We start from the raw sequence: 23,421 nt of genomic DNA, 5'->3' as shown, positions 1-23,421 counted from the left end.
TGCGGCTGTTTACTTTTGATAGCGGTTACATTTCCGGTCTTCATTCTATTCATGCCGGCCTTAATCACCTCTTGGGAAAGGAGCAGTGAATGTGAATGCCTCATCCGTGGAAAATGAGACAAACGGCCATCCGCGGTCAATTCAGGCGCAACATCGCCTTGTACGTCATTATATCCCCCGCCGTCCTCTACTTTATCATTTGGCACTATTTACCGATGTACGGAGTGCAAATCGCCTTCAAGGATTTTATGCCCGCACTCGGCATCAACGGGAGTCCATGGGTCGGCTTTGAGCATTTCGAACGCTTTTTCAATGCCTATTATTTCTGGAACATCCTGCGCAACACGCTGGGCATCAGCATCTACGGACTCCTCATCAGCATCCCGGCCCCGATTATTCTGGCTCTCATGTTCAATGAACTTCGATCGAAAGGCTTCCGGACGGTCGCTCAAACGATCTCCTATGCTCCGCACTTTATTTCCGTCGTTGTCGCCGTCGGCATCCTGTTTTTCTTTATTTCTCCGAATCAAGGGGTCATAAACTCGCTAATCCTGTGGTTTGGCGGTTCCAGCCGGGATTTCCTGGCCGACCCGGGTTCGTTCTGGCATCTGTTCGTCTGGTCGGGACTTTGGCAAAGTATCGGCTGGTCCTCGCTTCTCTACACGGCCGCCATGTCCGGCATTTCGCCGGACCAATATGAAGCGGCGTATATGGACGGGGCCAACAAGTTTCAGCGTATTTGGCACGTCACCCTGCCGGGGATCATGCCGACGATCGTGATTCTTTCCATTCTTAGCCTCGGCGGCATCATGAATGTCGGCTTTGAAAAGGTGCTCCTTATGCAGTCCGACCTCAATTTGCAAACCTCGGAGGTCATTTCGACTTACATGTACAAGAGCGGGATTTTAAACGCCCAGTACAGCTTTTCCGCCGCGGTCGGCCTCTTTAACAACATCATCAATTTCATGCTGCTGATTTCGTTCAATGCCATTGCCAAACGGGCCGGGCAAACGAGCCTCTGGTAAATCGCGTGAGATCGGGAGGGTTGTGTAGATGAATCTCAGTATCCAAAGGACGGCGGGCGAAAAAGTGTTCGATGCGGTCAATTTCGCGCTGGTCCTGCTTCTAACGTTTCTGATTTTTTACCCGCTGGTATTCGTGCTGTTCGCTTCGGTGTCGGACCCCCGCCTGATATATGAAAATCCGCTGCTGCTTTGGCCGCAGGGCTTTCATTTGGAAAGCTATGCGAAGATCTTTGAGAATCAGGACATCTGGCGCAGTTACGGTAATACCTTGCTATACACTGTGGTGGGTACGTTGATCAATGTCACCATGACGGTGCTGGGCGCCTATCCGCTGTCGCGGCGGAGATTCTTCGGAAAAAATATCTTCACGTTTCTGTTCACCTTCACGATGTTTTTTAGCGGCGGCCTGATTCCGAGCTATCTGGTCAATCAATCGCTCGGCATCGTGAACACGATGTGGGCCCTGGTTCTGCCGGGGGCGATCAGCGCCTATAACCTGATCATTATGCGGACTTTTTTTCAGACGCAAATTCCCGTCGAGCTGGAAGAGAGCGCGTACGTGGACGGCTGCAGCGACTACCGGCTGCTGTATAAGATCGTCCTGCCGTTGTCGACGCCGATCCTCGCCGTGATGCTGCTGTTCTACGGGGTTGGTCACTGGAATTCTTACTTCGACGCCATGATTTATCTTTCGGACCGTGAGCTGTATCCGCTCCAGCTTATTCTGCGGGAAATTCTGATTCAGAACGATTTTCAGCAAATGACCGCGATCGCCATCGACGACGGGTATGCGGACCGGATGATGGTACAGGAAGGGATCAAGTATGCGGTGGTCGTGGTTTCCTCGCTTCCGCTGCTGGTGTTGTATCCGCTGCTTTCGAAATTTTTTGAAAAAGGGATTCTGGTCGGTGCCATTAAAGGCTGAACTTAAACAGCTGGGGTTGATATCATCGACGAAATGAACTGGAGAAAGAGGGGATGAATGATGAAGAGAAAGCTCGTGGTGCTGTTGGCCTTCCTGCTGGCTGTTACGGCCGGCTTGGCGGGCTGCAGCGGCGGTGAACAAACGGCTGGCGACAGGGGGGAAGAAGGCCAAACTGACGGGCCCGTAACGCTGAAATTTACGCGGATCAGCTATAACGATGTCCGCCCACCTTCAAAGGAACTGTGGATGTGGAAGAAATACGAGGAGAAAACCGGTGTCCGCATCGAATGGGAGGAAATCCCGGGCGCCAGCGTGACGGAGCGCAAAAATGTGATCCTCGGCTCCAACAATCTTCCCGACGCGTTCTACCAGCTCGGTTTCAGCAATGATGAACTCATCCGGTATGGAGAGCAGGGGATTTTCGTGCCGTTGGAAGGCCTGATCGAACAGCACGCCCCCAACCTGAAGAAGCTGTTTCAGGATTATCCCGAAGTGAAAAAAACGCTGACGATGCCGGACGGGCATATTTATTCGCTGCCCTATATCGACAGCGCGCTGCCTTACCGGTCCATTCGGCTCTATATTAACAAAACCTGGCTGGACCGCCTCGGGCTCGAACTGCCGAAAACGACCGAGGAACTGAGGCAGGTGCTGCTGGCTTTTAAGGAGCAGGATGCGAACGGCAACGGAGACGCGGATGACGAGATGGGCTGGATCATGCCATCCGGCACGATCAACAGCATGTTCGAACGCCAGCTGTTCGGCAGCTTCGGCATGGGGAACGGCGGGCTCAAAGCGGCGGAAAACTGGGTTTACAAGGATAAGGACGGGGCGATGAAGCTGATCTTCAACGACCCGAAGTACAAGGAGGTGCTGCAATACTTGAGACAGCTGTATGAGGACGGAACGCTGCCGCTGCTCAATTACTCCGAGTACGAATACGCCAAATGGGTAAGCGACGCGGCGAATGACAAAGTGGGTGCCTTCTCCTGGGGCGATCCTGCTTATATCGGAAATGCCGGGCCCAAAAACTTTGTCGGCATCAATGTACTCGCGGGGCCGGGCGGCGATCAGGTCGTGAGCTGGATGGATCCGATGACGAGAGGCACTTCGTCCTTCACGATCACGAAGGCGAACCCGCACCCGGAAAAGACGATCCAATGGGTGGATTATTTTTACGGGGAAGAAGGCTCAATGTTCGGCTTCTTCGGAATCGAGGGAGAAACGTACAATATGGTGGACGGCAAGCCGGCATACATCGACGAGATCCGGAAATACGAAGGCGGACAGCAGCTGGGAGCCTTTCAGTACGTGGATAATGTCTACGGCGGGTATTATCCCTATGTCGAACCGCCGGCGGATTTTCGCTCCGCGGCCAAAGGCAAGACCGTGGACGAGGATTTCAAAACGAACTCCGCGGAGCTGGAGAAGTTCCTGCCGGAGGAAATCTGGCCGTCCTTCGTCCCGACGCCGGAGGAGAGCAAGGAGCAGAGCGCGATTTTGACCGATATCAACAAGTACATTACGGAAATGCGGGTCAAGTTCATCACCGGCAAAGCCAATCTGGAAGCCGATTGGGACAACTATGTCAGTACGCTGGACCGGATGGGCGCGCAAAAATATCTGGAAATCAAGAAAAGTCAGTATGAGCGCTATAAAACCGTGAAGTAGATGGGCTTACTGGGCGGCTCCCGGAGGAAGCCTTCGGGGGTCCAACCCGGCACGCAAAATATGTTAAAATGAGCAATAGCAGGTTAATCATGGGAAAAGGAACGGAGAAGGACGATGAGAGGAACGCTGTACAGTAAAATCGTGGAGGAAATGAAGGCGAAAATCGCCTCGGGGGCATACAGGCCGGATGAGCAGTTGCCGACGGAAGCCGAGCTTACCGAACGGTTCGGGGTCAGCCGCGTGACCAGCCGGCGGGCGCTGGAAGAGCTGGAGAAGCTGGGTTACATCTACCGGATTCAGGGAAGCGGAAGCTTCGTCAAGCCGCTAAGCCGGCTTCATGCCGAGCAGCAGGGAGACCGGGTCGGAAAGATGGTGTCGCTGATTCTGCCGGAGGAAGACGATCGCGGGGCGATGGGGTATATCCGCGGGGCCTCCGATTGGTTGAACCGGCATGGCTATTTCTTGAGCGTGCATCAGAGCAATTATGACAACAGCAAGGAGCGGAAGCTTCTGGAGGAACTGCCGCGCCGCGGGGTTGCGGCGATCATCTATTATCCGCGGACGCCCAGCCATTTCGATGTCCTTCATAAGCTAGCTCTGGAGGATTACCCGCTTGTGACAATCGACAAGAGCTTTGAAAGCCTCTCGATCGGCAGCGTGGTCTCGGATAATTTTGACGGCGCCTATCAGGCGGTCTCCCATCTGATCGCGCTTGGCCACCGCCGCATCGGATTTCTGTCCAGCGTGTCCATTGAATTGACTTCATCGGTGCTTGACCGCTATTTCGGTTATTGTCAGGCGCTGAAAGACGGGGGAATTCCTGTGGACAGCCGCTTTGTCCAACTGGATGCGCGGATGATGATCGAGGAGCGGGGGCGGGAGCGGGAGCGCTTTTTTGAGGAACTGCTGCAATTGTACATAAGCGAGGGGATCACGGCCGTGCAGACGGAGAACGACCTGGTTGCGGCCAGCCTGCTCAACAGCTGTCTGGACGCGGGGCTTCGGGTGCCGCAGGACCTGTCGATCATCGGCTACGATAACCATGCGCTGGCGGAACATGTGGCGGTACCGCTCACGACGGTGGAGCAAAACTTTTACGAGATCGGCCGCAGGGCGGCCGAAATGGTCGTGGCTTGGCTGGAACAAGGGACTGCTTGCCGGGACAAGATGACGGTGCCCGTCAAGCTGGTCCGCCGGGAGTCGGCTGCATTGGCGGCCCCGGAGGCTCGGCCTGAAGGGGCGGATGCGCCGGATACGCCGCAGCTTGCGGAGGCGGAGTAGCATGTCGGGAGCGTGAGTTATATTCAAGCAAGTTGGAGAGGTGGAACTGCAAGATGGGCTTCCAAACAGGCAACCCCCCGCTGTTTCCGGGATGGTATGCGGATCCCGAGGCGCGGATTTTCGGAAACCGGTACTGGATCTTCCCCACGTATTCGGCGGTATATGAGGAACAGACGTTTTTTGACGCATTCTGCTCCGACGATCTGGTGACCTGGCACAAGGCCGCGCGGGTTCTGGATTTATCGGGCGTCCCGTGGGTGCGGCGGGCGGTGTGGGCGCCTTCGCCTATCGAGCATCGAGGAAAGTATTACCTTTACTTCGCGGCGAACGATATCCAAAATGATCGCGAGCATGGCGGCATCGGCGTGGCGGTCGCCGACCGGCCGAAAGGTCCATACCGGGACCCGCTCGGCCGGCCGTTGATCGATCGGTTCGTGCATGGGGCGCAGCCGATCGATCCGCATATTTTTATCGATGATGACGGGTCGCCTTATTTGTATTATGGCGGCTGGAGACATTGCAACGTCGTCAAGCTGGAGGCCGACCTGATCAGCCTGGGGACGCACGAAGACGGCGAGGTTTTCAAGGAGGTCACGCCGGAGGGCTATGTGGAGGGCCCCTGTATGTTCAAGCGGGACGGGTTGTACTATTTCTCCTGGTCGGAGGGCGGTTGGGGCGGTCCGGATTATTCCGTCGCCTATGCGTTCTCCGAATCGCCGCTCGGTCCCTTTGAGCGCATCGAGAAGATATTGTCCCAGGACCCGGGCGTTGCGACCGGCGCGGGCCATCACGGCTATCTCCAGATCCCCGGAACGGATGAGTGGTATATCGTCTATCACCGGCGGCCGTTGGGGGAAACCGCGGCCAACCACCGCGTGGTTTGCCTGGAGAAGATGGAATTCGACGAGGCGGGAAAAATACGGCCGGTCCGCCTGACCTTCGAGGGGGTCGGGCCGAGGAGATTAGCACGGCGGCCGGAGGGTTAGGAGGGGTAGCAGGCCGGCTCTTCGAGAATTAACGGGATAACCTCCCGTTAATTCTGGCGGTCTCGCCTCCGGGAGTCGAATTAGCGGGAAAAGCTCCCGCTAATTTCACCCTTTAGTCGACAAAATGGGTTTGCGGCGCAAAATAACTGGAGTTTTTCCAGGTAATCGCGGTTTGCAGGCCGTTTAGCCAAAATTACCGGGAGGATTTCCCGGTAAATGTCCACCATGCCCGGTGGTTCAACGATTCTAGAAAACAACTTCTGCTCAATTCGTTTGCGCCTTCCTCCTCTATCTTCAGGTTCTCTTCTTCTACCCATAAGGTAGCAGTATTGGAGTATAATTGAAGCAAATAACTTAGCGAAGGGGAATCGATATATGAGAATCATAGAATTGAACCCGAATCCCGGCAGCCGGGCCAGACTGGTCGGATATTTGCATGATATCGAGAAGGAAAGCATGGGGAACCGCGTCGAGCGTCCTTGCGTCGTGGTCTGTCCCGGCGGCGGTTTCGAGATTCTATCTCCTCGGGAAGCGGATCCGCCGGCTACAGCATTTTTTGCGAAAGGCTATAATGTATTTACTCTATACTATTCTATTAGGGACGAAGCGGACGATTTGCGGCCGCTGGTGGACATTTCTCTCGCGATCCGGACGATTCGGGAAAATGCGGCCGAATGGAGCATTCTTCCCGATAAAATCGCCGTCTGCGGCTTTTCGGCCGGCGGGTATGTCGCGGCGGCTGCTGGGACGTTGTGGGATCATCCCAAGCTGAAACAGCGGGCCGATCTCCACAGCGGCCAAGGCAGACCTGACGCTATGGTGCTGTGCTACCCGGTCCTTTCGGCCGGCGAATTTGCACACCGCGGGTCGATCGAACGGCTGAGCTCCGGTTTGAGCGAAGCGGAAAGAGAGGCGGTGTTTTCGCTCGAACAACATGTTAACTCTTCCACGCCGCCGGCTTTTTTGTGGCACACGGTGGAAGATGCTACTGTGCCGGTGGAGAATTCCCTGCAATTCGCCGCCGCACTGCAACGCGCGCGCGTGCCGTTTGAATGCCACATTTATCAGAGGGGCCGCCACGGGATGTCGATGTGTACCACGGAGGTGGGCAGCCCGGATCCGCATTTGGCTACCTGGTTTCCGCTTTGCCTGGAATGGCTTGGGGAGCAGTTTGGGTTTGAGTATTGAGTTGTTTGAAGACCATCAAAACGTTAGACCGTCAGGTGAAATTCCCTGGCGGTTCTTTTATGGAGTTTGGCATCTGGCCTCCCAAGGCAAACGGCGGAATTACCGGCAGAGCTGCTGTCAGTTCCCGGGTCAGAGGCAGGAAGAACCGGAGTTTGTGTCGAAAAATGGTACGTTGGTTATGACTTGCTAGTGAAAGGTGAATCGGAATGAACGTACAAGCCAAATGGCGCAAAAAGGAATATACCGATTGGTTAAGACGAAAGAAGCGGGACAACGGGCAGGCGTACTCCGAAAATACGGTGATCTCCTATGTCTCCGCCCTGACGACAGCTCCTTCCAGATTAACGGGCCTTGAACTGGAAAACGTCGATGTGTTTGAGATCGCCGATGCAGGTCGGTTCCAGAGCATGCGAATGATGATGGAGCAGGCGGAGAATTTTGCCGAAGTCAATAAAAAGGCGGGAAACCGGGCTTTTCAATATGGTCTTGCTTTATATGAAGCGTTTCTGCGGGAGCAGGAAAACGGGACTATCTCAGAAAACGGTGATCCAGCGATCGCGATAAAGTACTCGGGAGCGGAGCCGTTACTTGATAAAAATATCATCCTCTACGGTCCTCCGGGAACGGGGAAAACCTACCATACGGTTCTTTATTCGGTGGCGATGATCGAAAATAAGCCGCTGTCCGCCGTTCTGCAGGAATCGGAGTCGGACGGCTATCCGCAAATCAAGCAGAGGTACGAGGCCTACAAGGCTAAAGGACAAATTGAATTTACAACATTCCATCAATCCTATGGATATGAGGAGTTTATCGAAGGCATCAAACCGAAAATGCTGTCCCAAGAAGACGACGGGTCCGCGGAACCCGGGGACGTGGCTTACGAAATTACACCCGGCGTGTTCAAGCGTTTCTGTGAAGCGGCACAGGAGCCTATCGTCATGTCCAGCAATGATTATGGAATCCGGAAAGATCCGACCGTATGGAAGGTATCCCTGGGCGGCTCCAAAGAGAACCCCGTCAAACGGGATTGCTTCGACAATGGAAGAATCCGCATTGGATGGGATTCTTACGGTGAAACGGTCAATGAAGAAACGGACTATAGCAGGCATGGGGGCAGGATGATCCTTGCCCGGTTTATGACGGAGATGCGGGCGGGGGATATCGTGCTGGTCCTGCACGACGAGGAGACGATCGATGCGATTGGCGTGGTTACCGGGGGTTACGAATGGTTGGAGGAGATGGAGGATTACAAGCGGTCCCGGAAGGTAAACTGGCTGGTCAAGGATATCCGGGAGAACATTATGGAATTAAACGGAAACACGGTGATGACGCTCGGGTCCGTTTATCGCCTGAACCGGATTACGCTGGCGGATGTCATGGCGATTTTGCAGAAGCATAAGAAAGGGCAGCTTCCTTCCGTGATCCGGCAGAACACCGATAACTATGTCTTTATTATCGATGAGATTAACCGGGGCAATATCTCCAAAATTTTCGGCGAGTTGATTACCTTGATCGAGCCGACGAAACGAATCGGCATGCCGGAGGAATTAAGGCTAAAACTCCCGTACTCGCAAAAACTTTTCGGAGTGCCCGGCAACGTCTATCTGCTGGCGACCATGAATACGGCCGACCGTTCGATCGCCCGCTTGGATACGGCGCTGCGCCGGCGTTTCTCTTTTGCCGAAATGATGCCTGATCCGGGGTGTCTGGCCGCCATAGTGATTGACGGGGAGATGCTGAACCTGAGTCGGATGCTGGATACGATAAACCGACGCATCGAAGCATTATACGACCGGGAGCATAGGATTGGACATGCCTACTTTATAGGTTTGAACAGCGACTCTACATTGGAAAAACTGGCGCATTTGTTTGAGCATACGATTATTCCGTTGCTTCAGGAATACTTCTACGATGATTATGAGAAGATACGCCTGGTGCTGGGGGACAACAACAAACCGGAAACAGATCAGTTTATTCATGTAAACCCTGTCAACATGGTCGAGCTGTTCGGCGATCTGAGCGAGACCGATCTGGAGGATAGCGTGACTTACCGAACAAATCCCCATGCGTTTCGGCGAATCGGCGCTTACCGGAAAATTTACGGCTCCAGCGGTCAGGAATAGGTTGTTCCCATGAACGCGAGGACGAATCTAACCGATAAGAATCGAAAAGGCTCCGACATTACGCTGAAGGAGTACGGAACCTTATGCCGAAATCCGGCGGGGGCGGCTTATGGCTACCAATGCATAGACGAGTCCGTATTTGACCGGCTTGAGCGCTTTATTTTGGAAAATCGGGCAGACGGGAAGGGGACCGAGGCTCTGGAACTGATGACCGTGGCAAGCAGGAAAGGAATCGGTAAAATCATCAGCGCCAAAAACTACGTCGGTGTCATCGCCATGTCGGAGGGGACCCGGATTGAAATTTTGCCCAAGGTGTACACCGGAAATGAAGAAATTTCGATGCTGCAAACCAAGCGAATTTTCCTTCACATGTTAAAATCAGTCGGCGATATTCCGGGGAAGGTGTTCCGCCATACGGATCTCGACGCAGGAAAGAACCACATTCTTGACTTGTTTATCCGGATGTTTATCGACGAGGCGGTAATCCTGGTGAAGCACGGATTGAAATCGGATTACCGGGAGCATCGGGACAATGAAACGTTTTATAAAGGGAAGCTCCGATTTGCCGAGCATATCAAGCATAATGCCGCCCACAAGGAGCGCTTCTATATCGAATTCGATGAATTCAGCGTCGATCGGCCGGAAAACCGACTGGTCAAAACGACAATCGAGTTGTTGATGAAAATAAGCAGCATCCCTAGAAATCGGAAGGATCTCCATATCCTGTCGGCCGCCTTCGATCAGGTCAAGAAATCCGAACAGCCGGAGCGGGACTGGGCGGGCATATCGATGGATCGAACGACACAGGAATACCGGACGCTGCTGGAGTGGTGCCGCTTATTCTTGTCCGGTCTGAGCTTTACGCCGTTTAAAGGCGAAAATAACGCATACGCTCTCCTTTTTCCGATGGAAAACATATATGAACGTTACGTGGCCAAGCAGCTTAAAAAAAGACTTTCCCATCCCGAAATCAGGGTCAAGTCCCAGGATCGGTCCTACCGCCTTTTTCAAACTCCGGCGAGGTTTCAACTGAAACCGGACATCGTTGTGCAAGGACCCGCCGGGGTCGCCGTGCTTGATACGAAGTGGAAGATCCTTTCCCGAGTCAAGGATTATGGCATTTCACAAGCGGATATGTACCAGGCCTATGCCTACGGAAAAAAATACGGAGCGGGCAGGGTCTATCTTTTGTATCCCGGAGTCCCCCGTATTTCGGAGCTTGAATCGCCTGTCGTTTACGACAGCGGGGACGGTGTGGAGGTAAGGGTTGTGTTTTTGGATTTGGGTTTGGGTACGGACTGCGTGAGCGAGTTGGCTGAAGAGCTGCGGCATTGGGTTTTAAGTTATATAGGTTGAACTATTGATTTGCATATTAGACAGCGGTGTAAAGGGTTCTTATCACACTCTTGACCTGCAACTAACGGTTTGGTTCAAAATAACGGGAATTCTACCCGCTAACTTGGTGCGTATGTGGCTGCGGAGGCGAATTAGCTGGAAAACCTCCCGCTAATTCGCCTGAAATTGTGTATATCGGCAATAAGGCCGCAAAATAGATGGAACTTTTTCAGCTAAATCCGATCGAAGAGCCAAGAGCGGTATATTAACAGGAAATTTTCCCGTTAATGGTGTAGACTCCGACGTGAGGCCTAATATCTACCAACGCCAATTCTTTAGTTCAACCTAACCTAACGGAAAGTTGGGTCATGAATGAAATAGAAATACACGGGAATCCGGTTCTGTATTCAGCAACCGGATTTGCTTGATTTCTAGCCCGATAGCGGCGCCGTTTCGTTATTTGCCTCGGATCGGGGCCTTTCCGCAATCTTGACTAACCTTAAAGGACGTGGTATTTTAGCTTAACTAAAAGCCCCTGCTTGATAGGCTGGCCCATTTCGGCCACAGATCGGCGCATTATAGCCTCTTCCGTGAATCAAGACGAATCATAAGGGAGTGAAGCTGTTGTCTCGCACTTGGTATCGTCGTCTCCTCTTATCTTACTTTCCTATTTTCCTGATTACCGTAACGATTTTGATTTTTATCGCCTTTCTGTTCGTGAATGAAATCTCCCGCGCGGAGACCAAGAAGGCGGACCGGATTACGAACAACTATCTCGTGGAAAGCCTGCAGCGGACTTTAAGGGAAATTGAGATGGGTGTTTTGAAAGAAGTGGAAAGCAATCCCGGCTACAAGGAATATTTCAACAGAGACGTCGGCGACACCACTTCGATGTATGCGGTTGCAGCCAGCCTTCGCAAGCTGTCCGGCAATCCCGATTTTATTAAGTCGATCTATCTGTACCGCCAAGCGGACCAAAGCATTCTTACCCAGAATGGACTGAACGAGTTGCAGACCTTCGCGGATAAGGCGTGGGTGGAAAAGGTTTTGTCCGGACAACAGGAGCAGGGCTGGATGCCGGTCCGGGAATACAAGGATATGTTTGACAAGACGCCCGTTCGCGTCATTTCCATGTACAAGCGGATGCCGCTTCCTTTCGGTTCGCAAGGCGTTCTTTTTATCAATGTGAAAATAAGCGGGATCGAACGGGTTGTGGACGAAATGGTGGATGGTCAAATTTCCTTTGTGGAAATCCGGGACCGGCAGGGCAACACGATTTACAACGCGCATGCAAACGGTGAAAGCCGGGGGGGAGGCAAAGTCCTCAACACGATCCATTCGGAGACGTTGGGCTGGACATTTGTAAGCGGTATCAAGGACGGAAATCTGTTCGGTTGGGTATCTGTGATCTCGTATATCTGGGTCATTCTCGGGTTGATTACGGTAACGGGCGCAGTCGTTTACATCATCTATATCACCCGGAAAAACTACAAGCCGATTCAGGTGATGATGAACCGCATCGAATCGCTGCAGCTCCGCAATGCTGAAAGCGGATTCATCCGGGACGAAATGAAGCTGATCGAGAACACCCTGGAGAGTCTGATCAACCATACGCTGGATTATGAAAAGCAGCACAAGGAAAACCTGCTCCTGCAGCGGAGCCGATTATTCATGGATATTCTGCAGGGAGAACGGATGGACGGCATTCTTCAACGGATGGAGGAGCTCGGTCCGCTCTCCGGGATTCCCCAAAGGGCTAGATTTGCGGTGGTGATCGCGGAAATTAACCGGTATGACGCCGTTTTTCAGAACACCTATTCCAAAGGAGATCAGAACACTTTAAAATTCGCGCTCATGAATGTTTATCAGGATCTCGCGCGAAACGCGGAGCTGCAGGGCTGGGCGGAATGGGTAACCACGAACCGGGTGGCCATTATCTTTCCGGTGACCGCCAGCGACGCCGAAATGCGGGAGAAGATGCGGATCGTCGCCGACGACTGCCGGGATTGGGTGGAGAAGCATTTGCGCATTTCCTTAAGCTTCGGCATCGGCTCGATGGCCGAAGGCCCGGAAGCGATACGGGATTCATACAGAGCAGCGGAGGCCGCGCTGCAGCATAAGCTCCTCGTAGGCGAGAGCATCATTATGACGGGCGGGGAGAGCGCCCGGACCGATCTGATCGAGACGTACAAGTATATGCAGATGATCGCCGATTTTGTGCGAGAATTTCGGATGTCCAGCGGGAATTGGCGGCTTCGGCTTGAGGAGATTTTCGACTCCTTCCAGTCCGGTTTTATGAAGGATGACGATATCCGCTCGTTGATTCAGGCGCTTCTGCAGATGCTCGGCAGGGAAGTGGCCGTGATGTCGGAGGAACTGCAGCGGGAATTCGCCGGGGAGAAAGCCGCGAAGCGCCAGCAGGCACTGAAGGAGGCCGAGTCCATCGGCGAATTGAAGGCGCTGTTGTTCGGGGACCTCACGGACGTGTTTCGGACCTATGTATCGGTCAGCGAAACCAAAAGCTACCGGGCGATGGTGTGCGAAATGAAACAATACATTGAGGAAAATTTTACGAATCCCGATTTGTCGCTCAAACATCTCAGCGATCGTTTTCAAGTCTCCGGAAAATACGCCAGCTATTTGTTCAAAACGGAATTCGAGATGAAATTCGTCGATTTTCTGATGGAACTGCGCATGAAAGAAGCGGAAAAACTGTTGTTGGAAACGGAAGACCCGCTGCAGGAAATCGCCCGGAAGGTGGGCTATGCCAATTCCATCACCTTCGGCAGAGTGTTCAAACGGATTGTCGGCATGACCCCGGGAGATTACCGCAGGATCAAGCGGTTTACGCTGACCCGGGAATGAGGGCAAGAATCAAGGTGCAGGCGTTCAGGCCGGTACCCGCTCGCGGCGGAATTCTAACGGTTGTGTCAGCCGCTATTTTGCGAAAACGAAGTCTTTCAAAAATCTAACGGTCGTAAACGCCGTTATCTTCCTTCTCTCCCAGCCAAATAGCTATGATTATGCGAAATAAGCGCCGTGACGACCGTTAGGCTTAGAAGTTGTCGTTTTCAGGGCAAATAACGGCTGTGACGACCGTTAGAATACAAAATGTAGTTCTTTATTGTATACGCTGCCGTCGGCGGTGACGGAGAAGACCCCGCAGTATGCCGGTAAGATACCTGCCCGGGAAGGGAGGCGGCACGCTGCGGGTTTGTCTGTTTCGGCCGGGCATTTCCGGTGGGATCGGCTTATCGCGAAAACGGTTTATTGAATTCGGTTAACGAAGCGCCGGCCGTGATTTTTGAAAACGGTTTAGCCTCGGAAAAAGGTCAGCCGCAATCCGAAAGGAAGAAATATCGCCGATTTTCCCCTCCGAAACAGGTTTATTGTCACCGGAACTTTCGGTGTGACATACTAGGGCCATCCCAAGGGAGCGGTTAGGGTGCCGGGCGATTCAGCGTGATACAGCACCGCTTAAGCATCATAAGTAGCCTACCGGGAACGAAGGGGTCACACTTTACAAAGCACTTGCAAAGGAGATGGGATTATGGCAGTAAAGGCAAGAAAAGGGGTACTTACAAGGGCGCTGGCATTAGCGATGGCCACGGCGATGACGGTCTCCCTGCTAGCGGGCTGTTCCTCCAAATCCGCCGAAGGAGAAGCTTCTCCAAAGAATGCCGCGGCGGAGTCAGGCAAGAGAGTTACTTTGAAAGTGGAAGTGTTCGATCGGGGGAATTCGCCCGCGCCTCACACGATTACCAACAATTATCTGACTCAATTCGTGCAAAAGGAATTCGGCGATCCGAACAACATCGACGTGCAGTTTGTACCGATTCAACGCTCGGAGGAAGTCACCAAGCTGAACGTTCTGATGGCCAGTGCGTCCGATGTGCCGGATATCGTATTCGTCTATGATTCCAGCGTATTTTACCGGTATGCCCAGCAGGGCGGGTTGACGGAAGTCGCTTCTCTGCTGGATGAGCATGGTCCGAACCTGAAGAAATTCCTCGGCGAGGAAACCCTGCAATACGGCAAACTGGACGGCAAGCTGTATGCGATTCCGGGCAAGCGGGCCATCACCGGGCGTTATGCTTCCTATATACGTCAGGATTGGCTCGACGCCCTGAACCTGCCGGCTCCGCAAACGACGGAGGAACTGTACAACACTTTGAAAGCGTTTAAGGAGAAGGACCCGGGCAAATTGGGCGGAAAAGCGATCCCGATGGGCATGGCGCTGGCTCCCGCCCAGTACGAGCCTTTGATTTACTCCTTCATCAAGCCGGTAAAGGGCGATTTGACTTACCCGCAGCGTTATGAGCTGCCTTTTCACGAAGGCTTCAAGGATGCCATAAAATTTATGAACAAATTGTACAACGAAGGGCTGATCAGCAAGGACTTCAGCTTGGACGAAGACAAGAGCCAACTGGTCAAGGATATCCAGAACGGCAATGTGGGCTTTTTCTCCGACGATGTGGACCGTATTTTCTATGACGAAGGGATTCTTGACAATCTGCTGAAAAATGTAAGCGGTAGCAAACTCGGCGCCATCGACGCCTATACCAATGCGGAAGGCAAGCACGCCAAATCCCGCTATGCTTCCAACGGCCTCTACATCATGATTCCGAAAAGCAGCAAACGCGCCGTAGAAGCGATTAAATATCTCGACTGGATGGCGTCCGGAGACAACCTGGTTCATATGTACAGCGGGGTGGAAGGCGAGAACTATGAACTGGTGGACGGCATTCCTGTTATGAAGCCCGATGCGCCCCAGGAAGCGGTGGACCGGATTTACAACGGCGGCGACATGGCGATTATCTCCAACGGGAAAAACTTCGGGGATGTGAAGACCAACGAAAAAGCCTGGATTTTCGGCTTCCCGGAACGCAACCAGGAGATGCTGCGGCAATCGATCGATATCGCCAACCAGGACACGATCGGCCCGATCGCTTTCGGCAAACCGATTGAAGCGGAAGCCAAGTACGGCACCGCCCTCCTCGATAAATTGAACGTGATTATCGTAAAAAGCACGATGTGCAAACCGGAGGAATTCGAACAGATCTATGAGCAGGAAATGAAAGACTTCATGGCCAAAGGCGGTTCCGAGCTGCAAAAAGAGCTTGAGGAAGCGCTCAAAGAGCTGAAATAGCCGGAAGCTGGAAATGACGAATGTCCGGGCGTAAAGACTCATGCTGTACCTTTGCGCCCGCTTTTTTCCGGATAGGAGGGGACCACGTTGAAAGGATCAGCTTATCTCAAACGGTATTGGCAGCTGTACGCGCTGTTGCTTCTGCCGATCGTTTACTTTCTGATATTCCGCTACGGGCCGATGTATGGCGTCCAAATCGCTTTTAAGGATTTTAATTTGTTTCAGGGAATCGAGGGCAGCGAATGGATCGGTTTTGACGCCTTCCGCCAAGTCTTTGCCATGCCTGATTTTTACGTGACCTTGCGAAACACGTTCATGCTGAATTTTCTCGATCTGATCGTATCTTTCCCGGCTCCGATCCTCCTGGCGATCATGTTGTTTGAAATGAGATCGGTCTGGTTCAAGAAAATCTCGCAGACGATTCTGTACATCCCCCATTTTATTTCCTGGGTCATTATCGGGGGGATTGTCTACCAGCTGTTCGGCAACCAATCCGGCATGATCAATAACCTGCTGATGAACATGGGGCTTGATCCGATCCCTTTTCTTACCGAAAAAAATCCCTGGCTGCTCACCTATTTGTTCACGGGCGTCTGGCAGAGCGCCGGCTGGGGGACCATCCTGTACCTTGCCGCCCTGACCGGCGTCAACAAGGAGCTGTTTGAAGCGGCGGAAGTCGATGGAGCGGGACGGTTGAAGCGGATTTGGAACATCACCCTGCCCTCCATCAAGCCGACCATCGTGACGTTGTTGATTCTCAACCTGGGCAAAATGATCAGCATCGGCTTCGATCGTCCCTATATTATCGGCAACGTGGCGGTCCGGGAGTATTCCGACGTACTCAGTACCTTCGTTTACCGGGTGGGCCTCGAATCGGGGCAGTACACGCTGGCCACCGTAGTCGGTCTGTTCCAGGCGGTTGTGGGTCTTGTCTTTATTCTCGGCTCCAACTACATTTCCAAGAAACTGACCGGAGACGGCATCATGTAGATCTTTTAGGGAAAGGGGTTGATTTTCGTGAGCGAACGCGCATCCAACAGCATGTTCGAGGCATTTTTAATCGTCTGTGTGTTTATCTTCGTCATGCTATGCCTTGCGCCATTCTTGCATATTATTGCGATTTCCTTGAGTTCGAACCGGGCGATCACTTCGGGCGAAGTGACGCTGTTTCCCATCGAGTTCAACTGGGAGGCTTACATCAAAGTGTTCTCCGATGTATCGATGATCCGCTCTCTCGGGTTTACGATCATCCTGACCGTGGCGACCACGCTGCTCTGCATGGTGTTTTCGGTCGCCGCCGCCTATCCGCTGACGAAAGGGAATCTCAAGGGTCGCCGCTTTTTCATGTATCTGATCATTATCACGATGTTTTTCAGCGGCGGCATCATTCCCGAATACCTCCTGATTCGCGATCTCCACATGATCAACTCGGTGTGGTCGCTGATTTTGCCGGGGCTTATCAGTCCGTTTAACCTGATTATTCTCATTTCCTTCTTCAACAATATTCCGCCAAGTCTGGAGGAATCCGCGGAAATCGACGGGAGTTCTCATTTGCACACGCTGATTAAAATCGTGCTCCCCCTTTCCATGCCGGTGATGGCGACATTAGCGCTCTTCTACGCCGTCGGCCGCTGGAACGGGTTCCAGGATTCCCTGATGTATATCAACAATCCGGACCTCTATCCGATTCAACTAAAGCTGTACCAAATGGTACAGAACAACATGGTCACGGAATTGACCCAGATGGAAGGCTCGAACAGAACGGCGCTGACCCCGGAAAGCCTCAAGGCGGCCAGCGTGGTGTTCGCCACCGTGCCGATTCTGCTGGTTTATCCCTGGCTGCAAAAGTACTTCGTCAGCGGCGTCATGCTCGGCGCGGTGAAAGGGTAGAAGCAACGGAAGGGAGGATAGGCAATGCAGAACGATAAAGGAACGTATTCATTTTCGACCAGCTGGAATATCAAAAGGCATACGGTTGGACGGGACATGGTCCGTGAAATCGGGGAGCTCGGCTTTCACTATATCGAGCTGAATTACAACGTAACCCGGGAGATGCTTGCGACGATCGAGCCGATGATCGAGCGGGGGGAAATCGGCGTATCCAGCGTGCACAACACGTTCCCCCATCTCCCCGATCCGGACTACGGCACGGATTCCATACTGCTCGGGTTCGAGGAGGAAGACAAGCGGCAGCGGGCCATCGAGCTGTTGGTGCGGTCCGCGGAATATGCCCATCGTTACGGGGCGCAGGCGGTCGTCGTCCATCCCGGAGAGGTGCCTATGGCACATGAGACGATCAAAGAACTGGAAAGATTGTACAACGAGTCGGGGAGAGACTCCGAAATGTACCGGACGAAGTGGCGGGAGATGATGGAACGGCGACAGGCGGGGAGCGGCCGTTATGTGGATCAAATCTGCCGCAGTCTGGAGGAAGCGTGCGACCGGATCGCGGCCAAGGGCTACAAGGTGGGCTTCGGCATCGAAACCCGCTCCCGCCCGAATCAGATACCAAGTTTACAGGAAGCAAAGACGATCATCGGAAGATTGAAGGGCGCGCCGGTGTACTTGTGGTACGACATCGGGCACGCCACCATGATGGAACGTTTGGGCCTGTACGACAATGACAAGGAAATGGACGGGTTGATGGATTCCATCCTGGGGGTCCATATTCACGAAACGATCGGTCTTTCCGACCATTGGTGCCCTTATGTGCACAGCAAGGATATGCACTCGTTTGACCGTTTTCTGCCTATGATCGAAAAGGCCAAGGTCAAAGTGTATGAGCTGAAAGCGGCCTGCCGGCCGGATGAAATTCACGAGAGCCATGAGCTGATCCTAAGCAAGATATCCGGCGAAGGCGACGGGAGTTTGACGTAATGCGGATATCGGATGCGTTCGTTCGCGAGAGCGCCTTATGGTATGCGCCCCGGCTGCTAATGGATAAACGGGAGCCCTTCTTCCCCGTGCGGATCGGGGTGACGAAATTTGAAACGGAAGAGGATTCCCCTTCTTTCCGGCGCCGCATGGCATTCGCGGACCGGAAGGTGCAAAGCGTGCTCGAATACGCGATTTACTATGATTACGACATCCAGCATCTCTATGACCTGGAGCATGTCTGGATTTACATCGGTAAGGAAGGCGAGGTTGTGGATGCGGAAGCCAGCTTTCACGGGAAATACCTGAAGGCGCTTCGACCCGACCGCTCCAATGTAAGCCATGGCCGGGTGACGCTGTATGTGCAGCCCGGTAAGCACGCGATGGCGCCGCTAGCGGAGCGGTTTGAACGGCGGCCGGATTTCGAGCGCTGCGCGATGGAAGAAGCGGGGGCGGACGGCGTCATCTATGGGGACATGTTTGCCGGATTGACATGGAAGGACGATGAAACCGACCGCCGGGTTCGGGAGCATCTGCAAAAATTCCGCTTCCGGCCTTCCCGGGAATATGCAGAATTTCGCTGGGAAAAGGAAGCGGAGCGGTTCGTTCCGTGGGAGCGATTGTATGCGGAGATTCCCGAACGCATGCGGAAAGAATTGGCCTTGATCCGCTGAACTAAACATGGGGGAAGTGAGCAGGATGTACGAAAAACTGGTGGCTGTGAACGATGCCTGGGCGGAGGAAGGAAAGGCCCGTCAAATATTGGAACCGGAAAGCCGCTATTACGGCGGAACCGTCGATCCGGCGACAGGCATCGCCTGGGTCAACCATACGACGGGAACACCGACGGTCATGGCCTTTTGGGGGGCGGCTTTGGTCAATCCCGATTCCGCCTTTTACCGGGATGAGGTGCTGCTGGAGCGGCTTAAGCTGGCGGCGGAATTCGTGCTGCGGCTCCAGCACGAGGACGGCTCCATTTCTCCGGGCTGGACCAACTCCCATTCCCCGCCGGATACGGCCTTTGTCGTCGTCGGTTATGCGCAGTTGGTTCAATTGCTTGCCAGAGATGCCTCTGCCTGGGAGCCGCTGGCCCCCGTTGTGGAACGAATGAAGCTGTTCCTGGAGCGGACAGTTCCGGTTCTGCTGACCGGAGGCTGCCACACCCCGAATCATCGCTGGGTGTTGTGCGCCGCTTTGGGATTTCTTCATGAGATCTTCGGCCTCGAAGAAGCCGTGCAGCGGGCCGACCAGTGGCTGGCGGAAGGGATGGACATCACGCCGGACGGCGAATGGACCGAACGGAGCAACGGCATTTACAGCGCGGTCAGCGATCTTATGCTGATCCACGCGGCTCGTCTTCTGCAGCGTCCCGAACTGCTTGAGCCGGTCCGCCGGAATTTGCGGATGATGACCTACCTCGTTCATCCGTCCGGTGAAATTGTCACGGATTATTCGGGACGTCAGGATTTGGGCCAATATCATGATTTGTCGCCGTACTATCTGCCTTATGCGATCCTGGCCCATCTGGACCGCGATCCGGTGTTTGCCGGCATGGCCCGGCTGGCGGGGGACGCTCTCACGGGGCCCGGCGTTGTGTCCACCAATGTGCTGGTCCGGATGATGCTGGAGCCCGAATTAAGGCAACCTTCCGTGGAGCCGGCCCTGATTCCGACCCGTTACGAAAAGCTGCTGAACGGCGAGTTTTTGCGTGCCGACTATCTGGCCGGGATGGAGGCGGCAGGACATAACGGCCGCATCTTCCACAGCCGGCTGCACACCGAATTTGGCGCGCCGGTGGCCCGCTACCGGGACGGCGATACCAGCGTGACGCTGATGACGGAGACCCCTTCGTTCTTTGCGCTCCGTCACGGCAAAGTCCGGCTTCTGGCGGTTCAGATCGCCTCCTATTTCTGCCCCGGCTACATTCCGATGCAGGAAATGACCGTGCTGGAAAACGGCTACAAGCTCGAAGGGGAACATAAGAAAGGCTATTACGGACCGGTTGCGGAGACGCTGCTCCCCGCCACGTCCAGAGAGCCGGTCAGCCCGTGGTATCTCCTGCCCCATCACAGCCGGCTCATCACCCATGAGCAGAAAATCCGCGTGACGGTGGAGGCGCTCCGTTCGGATCGCGGCTGGGAGCTTAAGGTCGTATGCGCGGAGCCGCTGGATGTCATGACCCAAATTTCGCTTGTATTCGGCAGCGAAGGCGAGTTCGTCGCCGGGGAATTTCAGGATAACGACAGCGATACTTTGCTGTGGAGCGGCGGCACCGCCCGGTACGAATGCGGTGGAGACTGGGTGGAACTGACGGGCGGAGAGCTGGCGCATTTATCGACCGGCGTCCGCGAAGCGGGTCTCCCCCCTCACTGCAAAACTCTGCTCGTCAATGTGATGACTCCCTTCGCGAAGACGATCGGCCTTACGCTTTCGCCGGGAACGAAAAGGGAAAAGTGAGGGGGAAACGGGAACCGTTGGCGGTATCGGGTTGAACAGTTTAAAGCGGTAAATCCGCCTTGTCATTGTCGGGTAAACGCGACCAAACGGATAAAGAGATGGAGGGAAAACGAAACGATGGCGGATTATTTGGAATCGCGGGAAAGTATCGGCTACTGGTTGGGGGAAGATCCGGAGAATATTCTGCCCGTCCTCGCCGGACGTTACATCGGGGCGAATCCGCCGCTCCCGTTCGCCTTCCGGGGATTTCGCCGGAACGGCATTTTGCAGACCGGGGACGGCATGTATGACATGGACCTGACGGCACGCCTGCCCGAGGCCGGACAGGGCGATTACGCTTACGTCTTCGGTCTGGTGTGGAGCGACGACGAACGCTCGCTGGATACGGGAATTATGCCGCTCGGACCGATCCGGTTGTTCGTGAACGAACGGCTGCTGTACCGTTCGAGCGCGGTGGATGAACTCGATCCGCAGGCGAAGGCGGTCGTGCCGCTGACGCTGGGACGCGGCTGGAACACGCTGCTGATCGAGGCCCGCCGTACCGAAGCCGGCTTCGGCTGCCGGCTTGGGGCGGAGGAGGCAAAGGTCCGCATCCTCCAGGTGTTGGCCCCCTTCGCCGAGCGCAAGGAAGAGGCGGGCTGGCTGTATTCCGAGCCCACCGCCGTGCCGCTCTTCGGAGAGCAGGGAAACGGGGCGTTTCCCGATTACCGGCGATCCGAGAAGAGCAGCGGGCTCCGCTGGCTCCCCGCGGGGGAGTGGAGCGCGGATCGCTTGGCGCGCCCCAACTGTGAGCGGCTCTTTGGCAGCCCGGACGCGGGGAAGCCCGTGTCGGCTCTGGCCTGGAGCCGACTGGGCGGGGCCCTGCCGGGCGAGAGAACGGTATGGGAAGGCCGGGTTTGGGGCGCGACCACCCTCTGGCTGGACGGAACCCCTGTCGTCCGCATGGAGCAGGCGGGCACCTTTCGGGAAGAAGTGACGCTTGGGGAAGGGGGCGGCGAGGTGTTGGTGCAGACCGCTTCTTCGGAAGCGGGCTGGGGATTCGAGCTCGATCTGAGCGGTACCCGGGGGCCGATCCCGCTGACGCTGCCCGCCGGGGTTCGCGGGAGCCGAGGCCCTTGGCTCTATGTCGGCCCGCTCGCTCCCGATGTGACGGCCGCCCCGGCGAAGGCTGCTTCTTTGCGGCGGCTGTTCGAGCATGCGAACGGCGGCGAAGGGGCGCATGGCAAGGTGTATTGGTCGCTAGACGCGCCCGGGTGCGCGGTGCGGCCCTTCTACGAAAACGCCATGCTCAGCAACAAGTGGACGACCGGCTCCGCCACCAACTTCGGGCGCTGGGATTATCCCCTGGGCGTGACCATGTACGGCTTGCTTCGCGCGGCGGAAACGCTGGAACGGAAGGATATCGCGGATTATGCTTACCGGCATATTACGGCCTGCACCGATTTTTACGACTATGCGCTATGGGACAAAGAAATCTACGGTTTTCCTTCCGTCAATCATCAACTGGCGCTGATCCGGATGCTGGACAACTGCGGCTCCTTCGGCTCCGCTATGCTGGAGGCTTATAAGCGCTGCCCGGAACCGGACTTTCTCCGGATCGCCCGCGCCATTGCCGATTTCATCAAAAACCGGCTGGAACGAAGGGAAGACGGGGCCTTCTATCGGCTGTGCCCCGGCGAATATTCCGCAAACACGATGTGGGCGGATGACCTGTATATGAGCGGCCCGTTTCTGGCCCGCTACGCCCGAGCGGCGGACGACCCGGCCTGCCTTGACGAGGCCGCCCGGCAGTTTTTGCTGTTCCGCCGGTACCTGTATATGCCGGAGTCCAGTGTTATGTCCCATGTGTTTGATTTCAAGGTGGGCAAAGCCACAAAAATTCCCTGGGGAAGGGGCAACGGGTGGACGGTGTTTTCCCTTTCCGAAATTCTGGAGGCGCTGCCTCCGGAGCATAAGGACCGGGCGGAGTTGCTGGACTTCTTCGGCGAGCTCTGCGGCGGCATCGCCGCCTTACAGGGCGAATCCGGGCTGTGGCGGCAGGTGCTGACCGAGGAGGATGCTTATGAAGAAGCCTCCTGTACGGCGATGTTCGCTTACGCTTTCGCCCGGGGCGTCAGTTTCGGCTGGCTGCCGAGAGACGGTTACGGCGAAGCCGCCATCCGGGCCTGGCGGGGACTGGTGCGGGAGGCTATCGACCGTCAAGGCAACGTCCATGGCGTGTGCAGCGGGTCGAGGTACTCTTTTACCCCGGATTATTACAAATATGATTTAAGGACCGTGATCAACGACAACCATGGTATCGGCATTATGATGCTGGCCGGCGTGGAGGTCGGGAAGATGAAGGAATGCCTGGCCCTTCCGCTTCGGGATGAACGCGGCGCGTCCGCGGATGAAAAGTGAAAAAGGA

At 54.8% G+C, this 23,421-nt stretch carries 16 protein-coding genes; all 16 read left to right on the top strand.

What is annotated here, in order from left to right; all coding sequences use genetic code 11:
* The first annotated feature begins 95 nt into the window (after nucleotides 1-95).
* A complete protein-coding gene (locus V4U84_RS24365) occupies nucleotides 96-1,025 on the top strand; it encodes an ABC transporter permease (RefSeq protein ID WP_334078165.1) in 930 nt (309 codons plus the stop codon).
* Nucleotides 1,026-1,053: 28 nt separating this feature from the next.
* Nucleotides 1,054-1,950, top strand: coding sequence for a carbohydrate ABC transporter permease (locus V4U84_RS24360; RefSeq protein ID WP_334075151.1), 897 nt, complete (start codon nucleotides 1,054-1,056; stop codon nucleotides 1,948-1,950).
* 57 nt (nucleotides 1,951-2,007) lie between these two features.
* On the top strand, nucleotides 2,008-3,621 hold the full coding sequence (locus V4U84_RS24355; protein WP_334078164.1) for an extracellular solute-binding protein: 1,614 nt from the start codon (nucleotides 2,008-2,010) through the stop codon (nucleotides 3,619-3,621).
* A gap of 114 nt (nucleotides 3,622-3,735) precedes the next feature.
* A complete protein-coding gene (locus V4U84_RS24350) occupies nucleotides 3,736-4,902 on the top strand; it encodes a GntR family transcriptional regulator (RefSeq protein WP_334078163.1) in 1,167 nt (388 codons plus the stop codon).
* Between the two features lie 53 nt (nucleotides 4,903-4,955).
* Nucleotides 4,956-5,888 carry a glycoside hydrolase family 43 protein gene (locus V4U84_RS24345; protein ID WP_334078162.1) on the top strand — a complete coding sequence of 311 codons (933 nt, stop codon included), beginning with the start codon at nucleotides 4,956-4,958 and terminating at the stop codon, nucleotides 5,886-5,888.
* Between the two features lie 375 nt (nucleotides 5,889-6,263).
* Nucleotides 6,264-7,076, top strand: a complete 813-nt coding sequence (locus tag V4U84_RS24340) for an alpha/beta hydrolase (protein ID WP_334078161.1) — start codon at nucleotides 6,264-6,266, stop codon at nucleotides 7,074-7,076.
* A gap of 206 nt (nucleotides 7,077-7,282) precedes the next feature.
* A complete protein-coding gene (locus tag V4U84_RS24335; RefSeq protein WP_334078160.1) occupies nucleotides 7,283-9,199 on the top strand; it encodes an AAA family ATPase in 1,917 nt (638 codons plus the stop codon).
* A gap of 9 nt (nucleotides 9,200-9,208) precedes the next feature.
* Nucleotides 9,209-10,555 (top strand): McrC family protein, encoded by a 1,347-nt coding sequence (locus V4U84_RS24330; protein ID WP_334078159.1) that lies wholly within the window; start codon nucleotides 9,209-9,211, stop codon nucleotides 10,553-10,555.
* A gap of 603 nt (nucleotides 10,556-11,158) precedes the next feature.
* Complete coding sequence (locus V4U84_RS24325) at nucleotides 11,159-13,399, top strand: helix-turn-helix domain-containing protein (RefSeq protein ID WP_334078158.1); 2,241 nt, start codon at nucleotides 11,159-11,161, stop codon at nucleotides 13,397-13,399.
* A 685-nt stretch (nucleotides 13,400-14,084) separates the two neighbouring features.
* Entirely contained in the window at nucleotides 14,085-15,683 is a 1,599-nt protein-coding gene (locus V4U84_RS24320; RefSeq protein ID WP_334078157.1) for an extracellular solute-binding protein, read from the top strand.
* A gap of 87 nt (nucleotides 15,684-15,770) precedes the next feature.
* Nucleotides 15,771-16,673 (top strand): ABC transporter permease, encoded by a 903-nt coding sequence (locus V4U84_RS24315; protein ID WP_334078156.1) that lies wholly within the window; start codon nucleotides 15,771-15,773, stop codon nucleotides 16,671-16,673.
* 27 nt (nucleotides 16,674-16,700) lie between these two features.
* Nucleotides 16,701-17,573 (top strand): carbohydrate ABC transporter permease, encoded by an 873-nt coding sequence (locus tag V4U84_RS24310; protein WP_334078155.1) that lies wholly within the window; start codon nucleotides 16,701-16,703, stop codon nucleotides 17,571-17,573.
* Between the two features lie 24 nt (nucleotides 17,574-17,597).
* Nucleotides 17,598-18,560, top strand: coding sequence for a sugar phosphate isomerase/epimerase family protein (locus tag V4U84_RS24305; RefSeq protein WP_334078154.1), 963 nt, complete (start codon nucleotides 17,598-17,600; stop codon nucleotides 18,558-18,560).
* Nucleotides 18,560-19,231: a hypothetical protein gene (locus V4U84_RS24300; RefSeq protein WP_334078153.1), complete on the top strand. Its 672-nt coding sequence runs from the start codon at nucleotides 18,560-18,562 to the stop codon at nucleotides 19,229-19,231. Before V4U84_RS24305 ends, V4U84_RS24300 begins: the two co-directional genes overlap by 1 nt.
* A 25-nt stretch (nucleotides 19,232-19,256) precedes the next feature.
* On the top strand, nucleotides 19,257-21,014 hold the full coding sequence (locus V4U84_RS24295; protein ID WP_334078152.1) for a prenyltransferase/squalene oxidase repeat-containing protein: 1,758 nt from the start codon (nucleotides 19,257-19,259) through the stop codon (nucleotides 21,012-21,014).
* 117 nt (nucleotides 21,015-21,131) lie between these two features.
* Nucleotides 21,132-23,414: a glycoside hydrolase family 88/105 protein gene (locus tag V4U84_RS24290; RefSeq protein ID WP_334078151.1), complete on the top strand. Its 2,283-nt coding sequence runs from the start codon at nucleotides 21,132-21,134 to the stop codon at nucleotides 23,412-23,414.
* Nucleotides 23,415-23,421 lie beyond the last annotated feature (7 nt).

It is taken from the genome of Paenibacillus sanfengchensis (genome assembly GCF_036864765.1).
Taxonomy (GTDB): Bacteria; Bacillota; Bacilli; order Paenibacillales; family Paenibacillaceae; genus Fontibacillus; species Fontibacillus sanfengchensis.
This window is presented reverse-complemented; position numbering and strand designations above follow the sequence as displayed.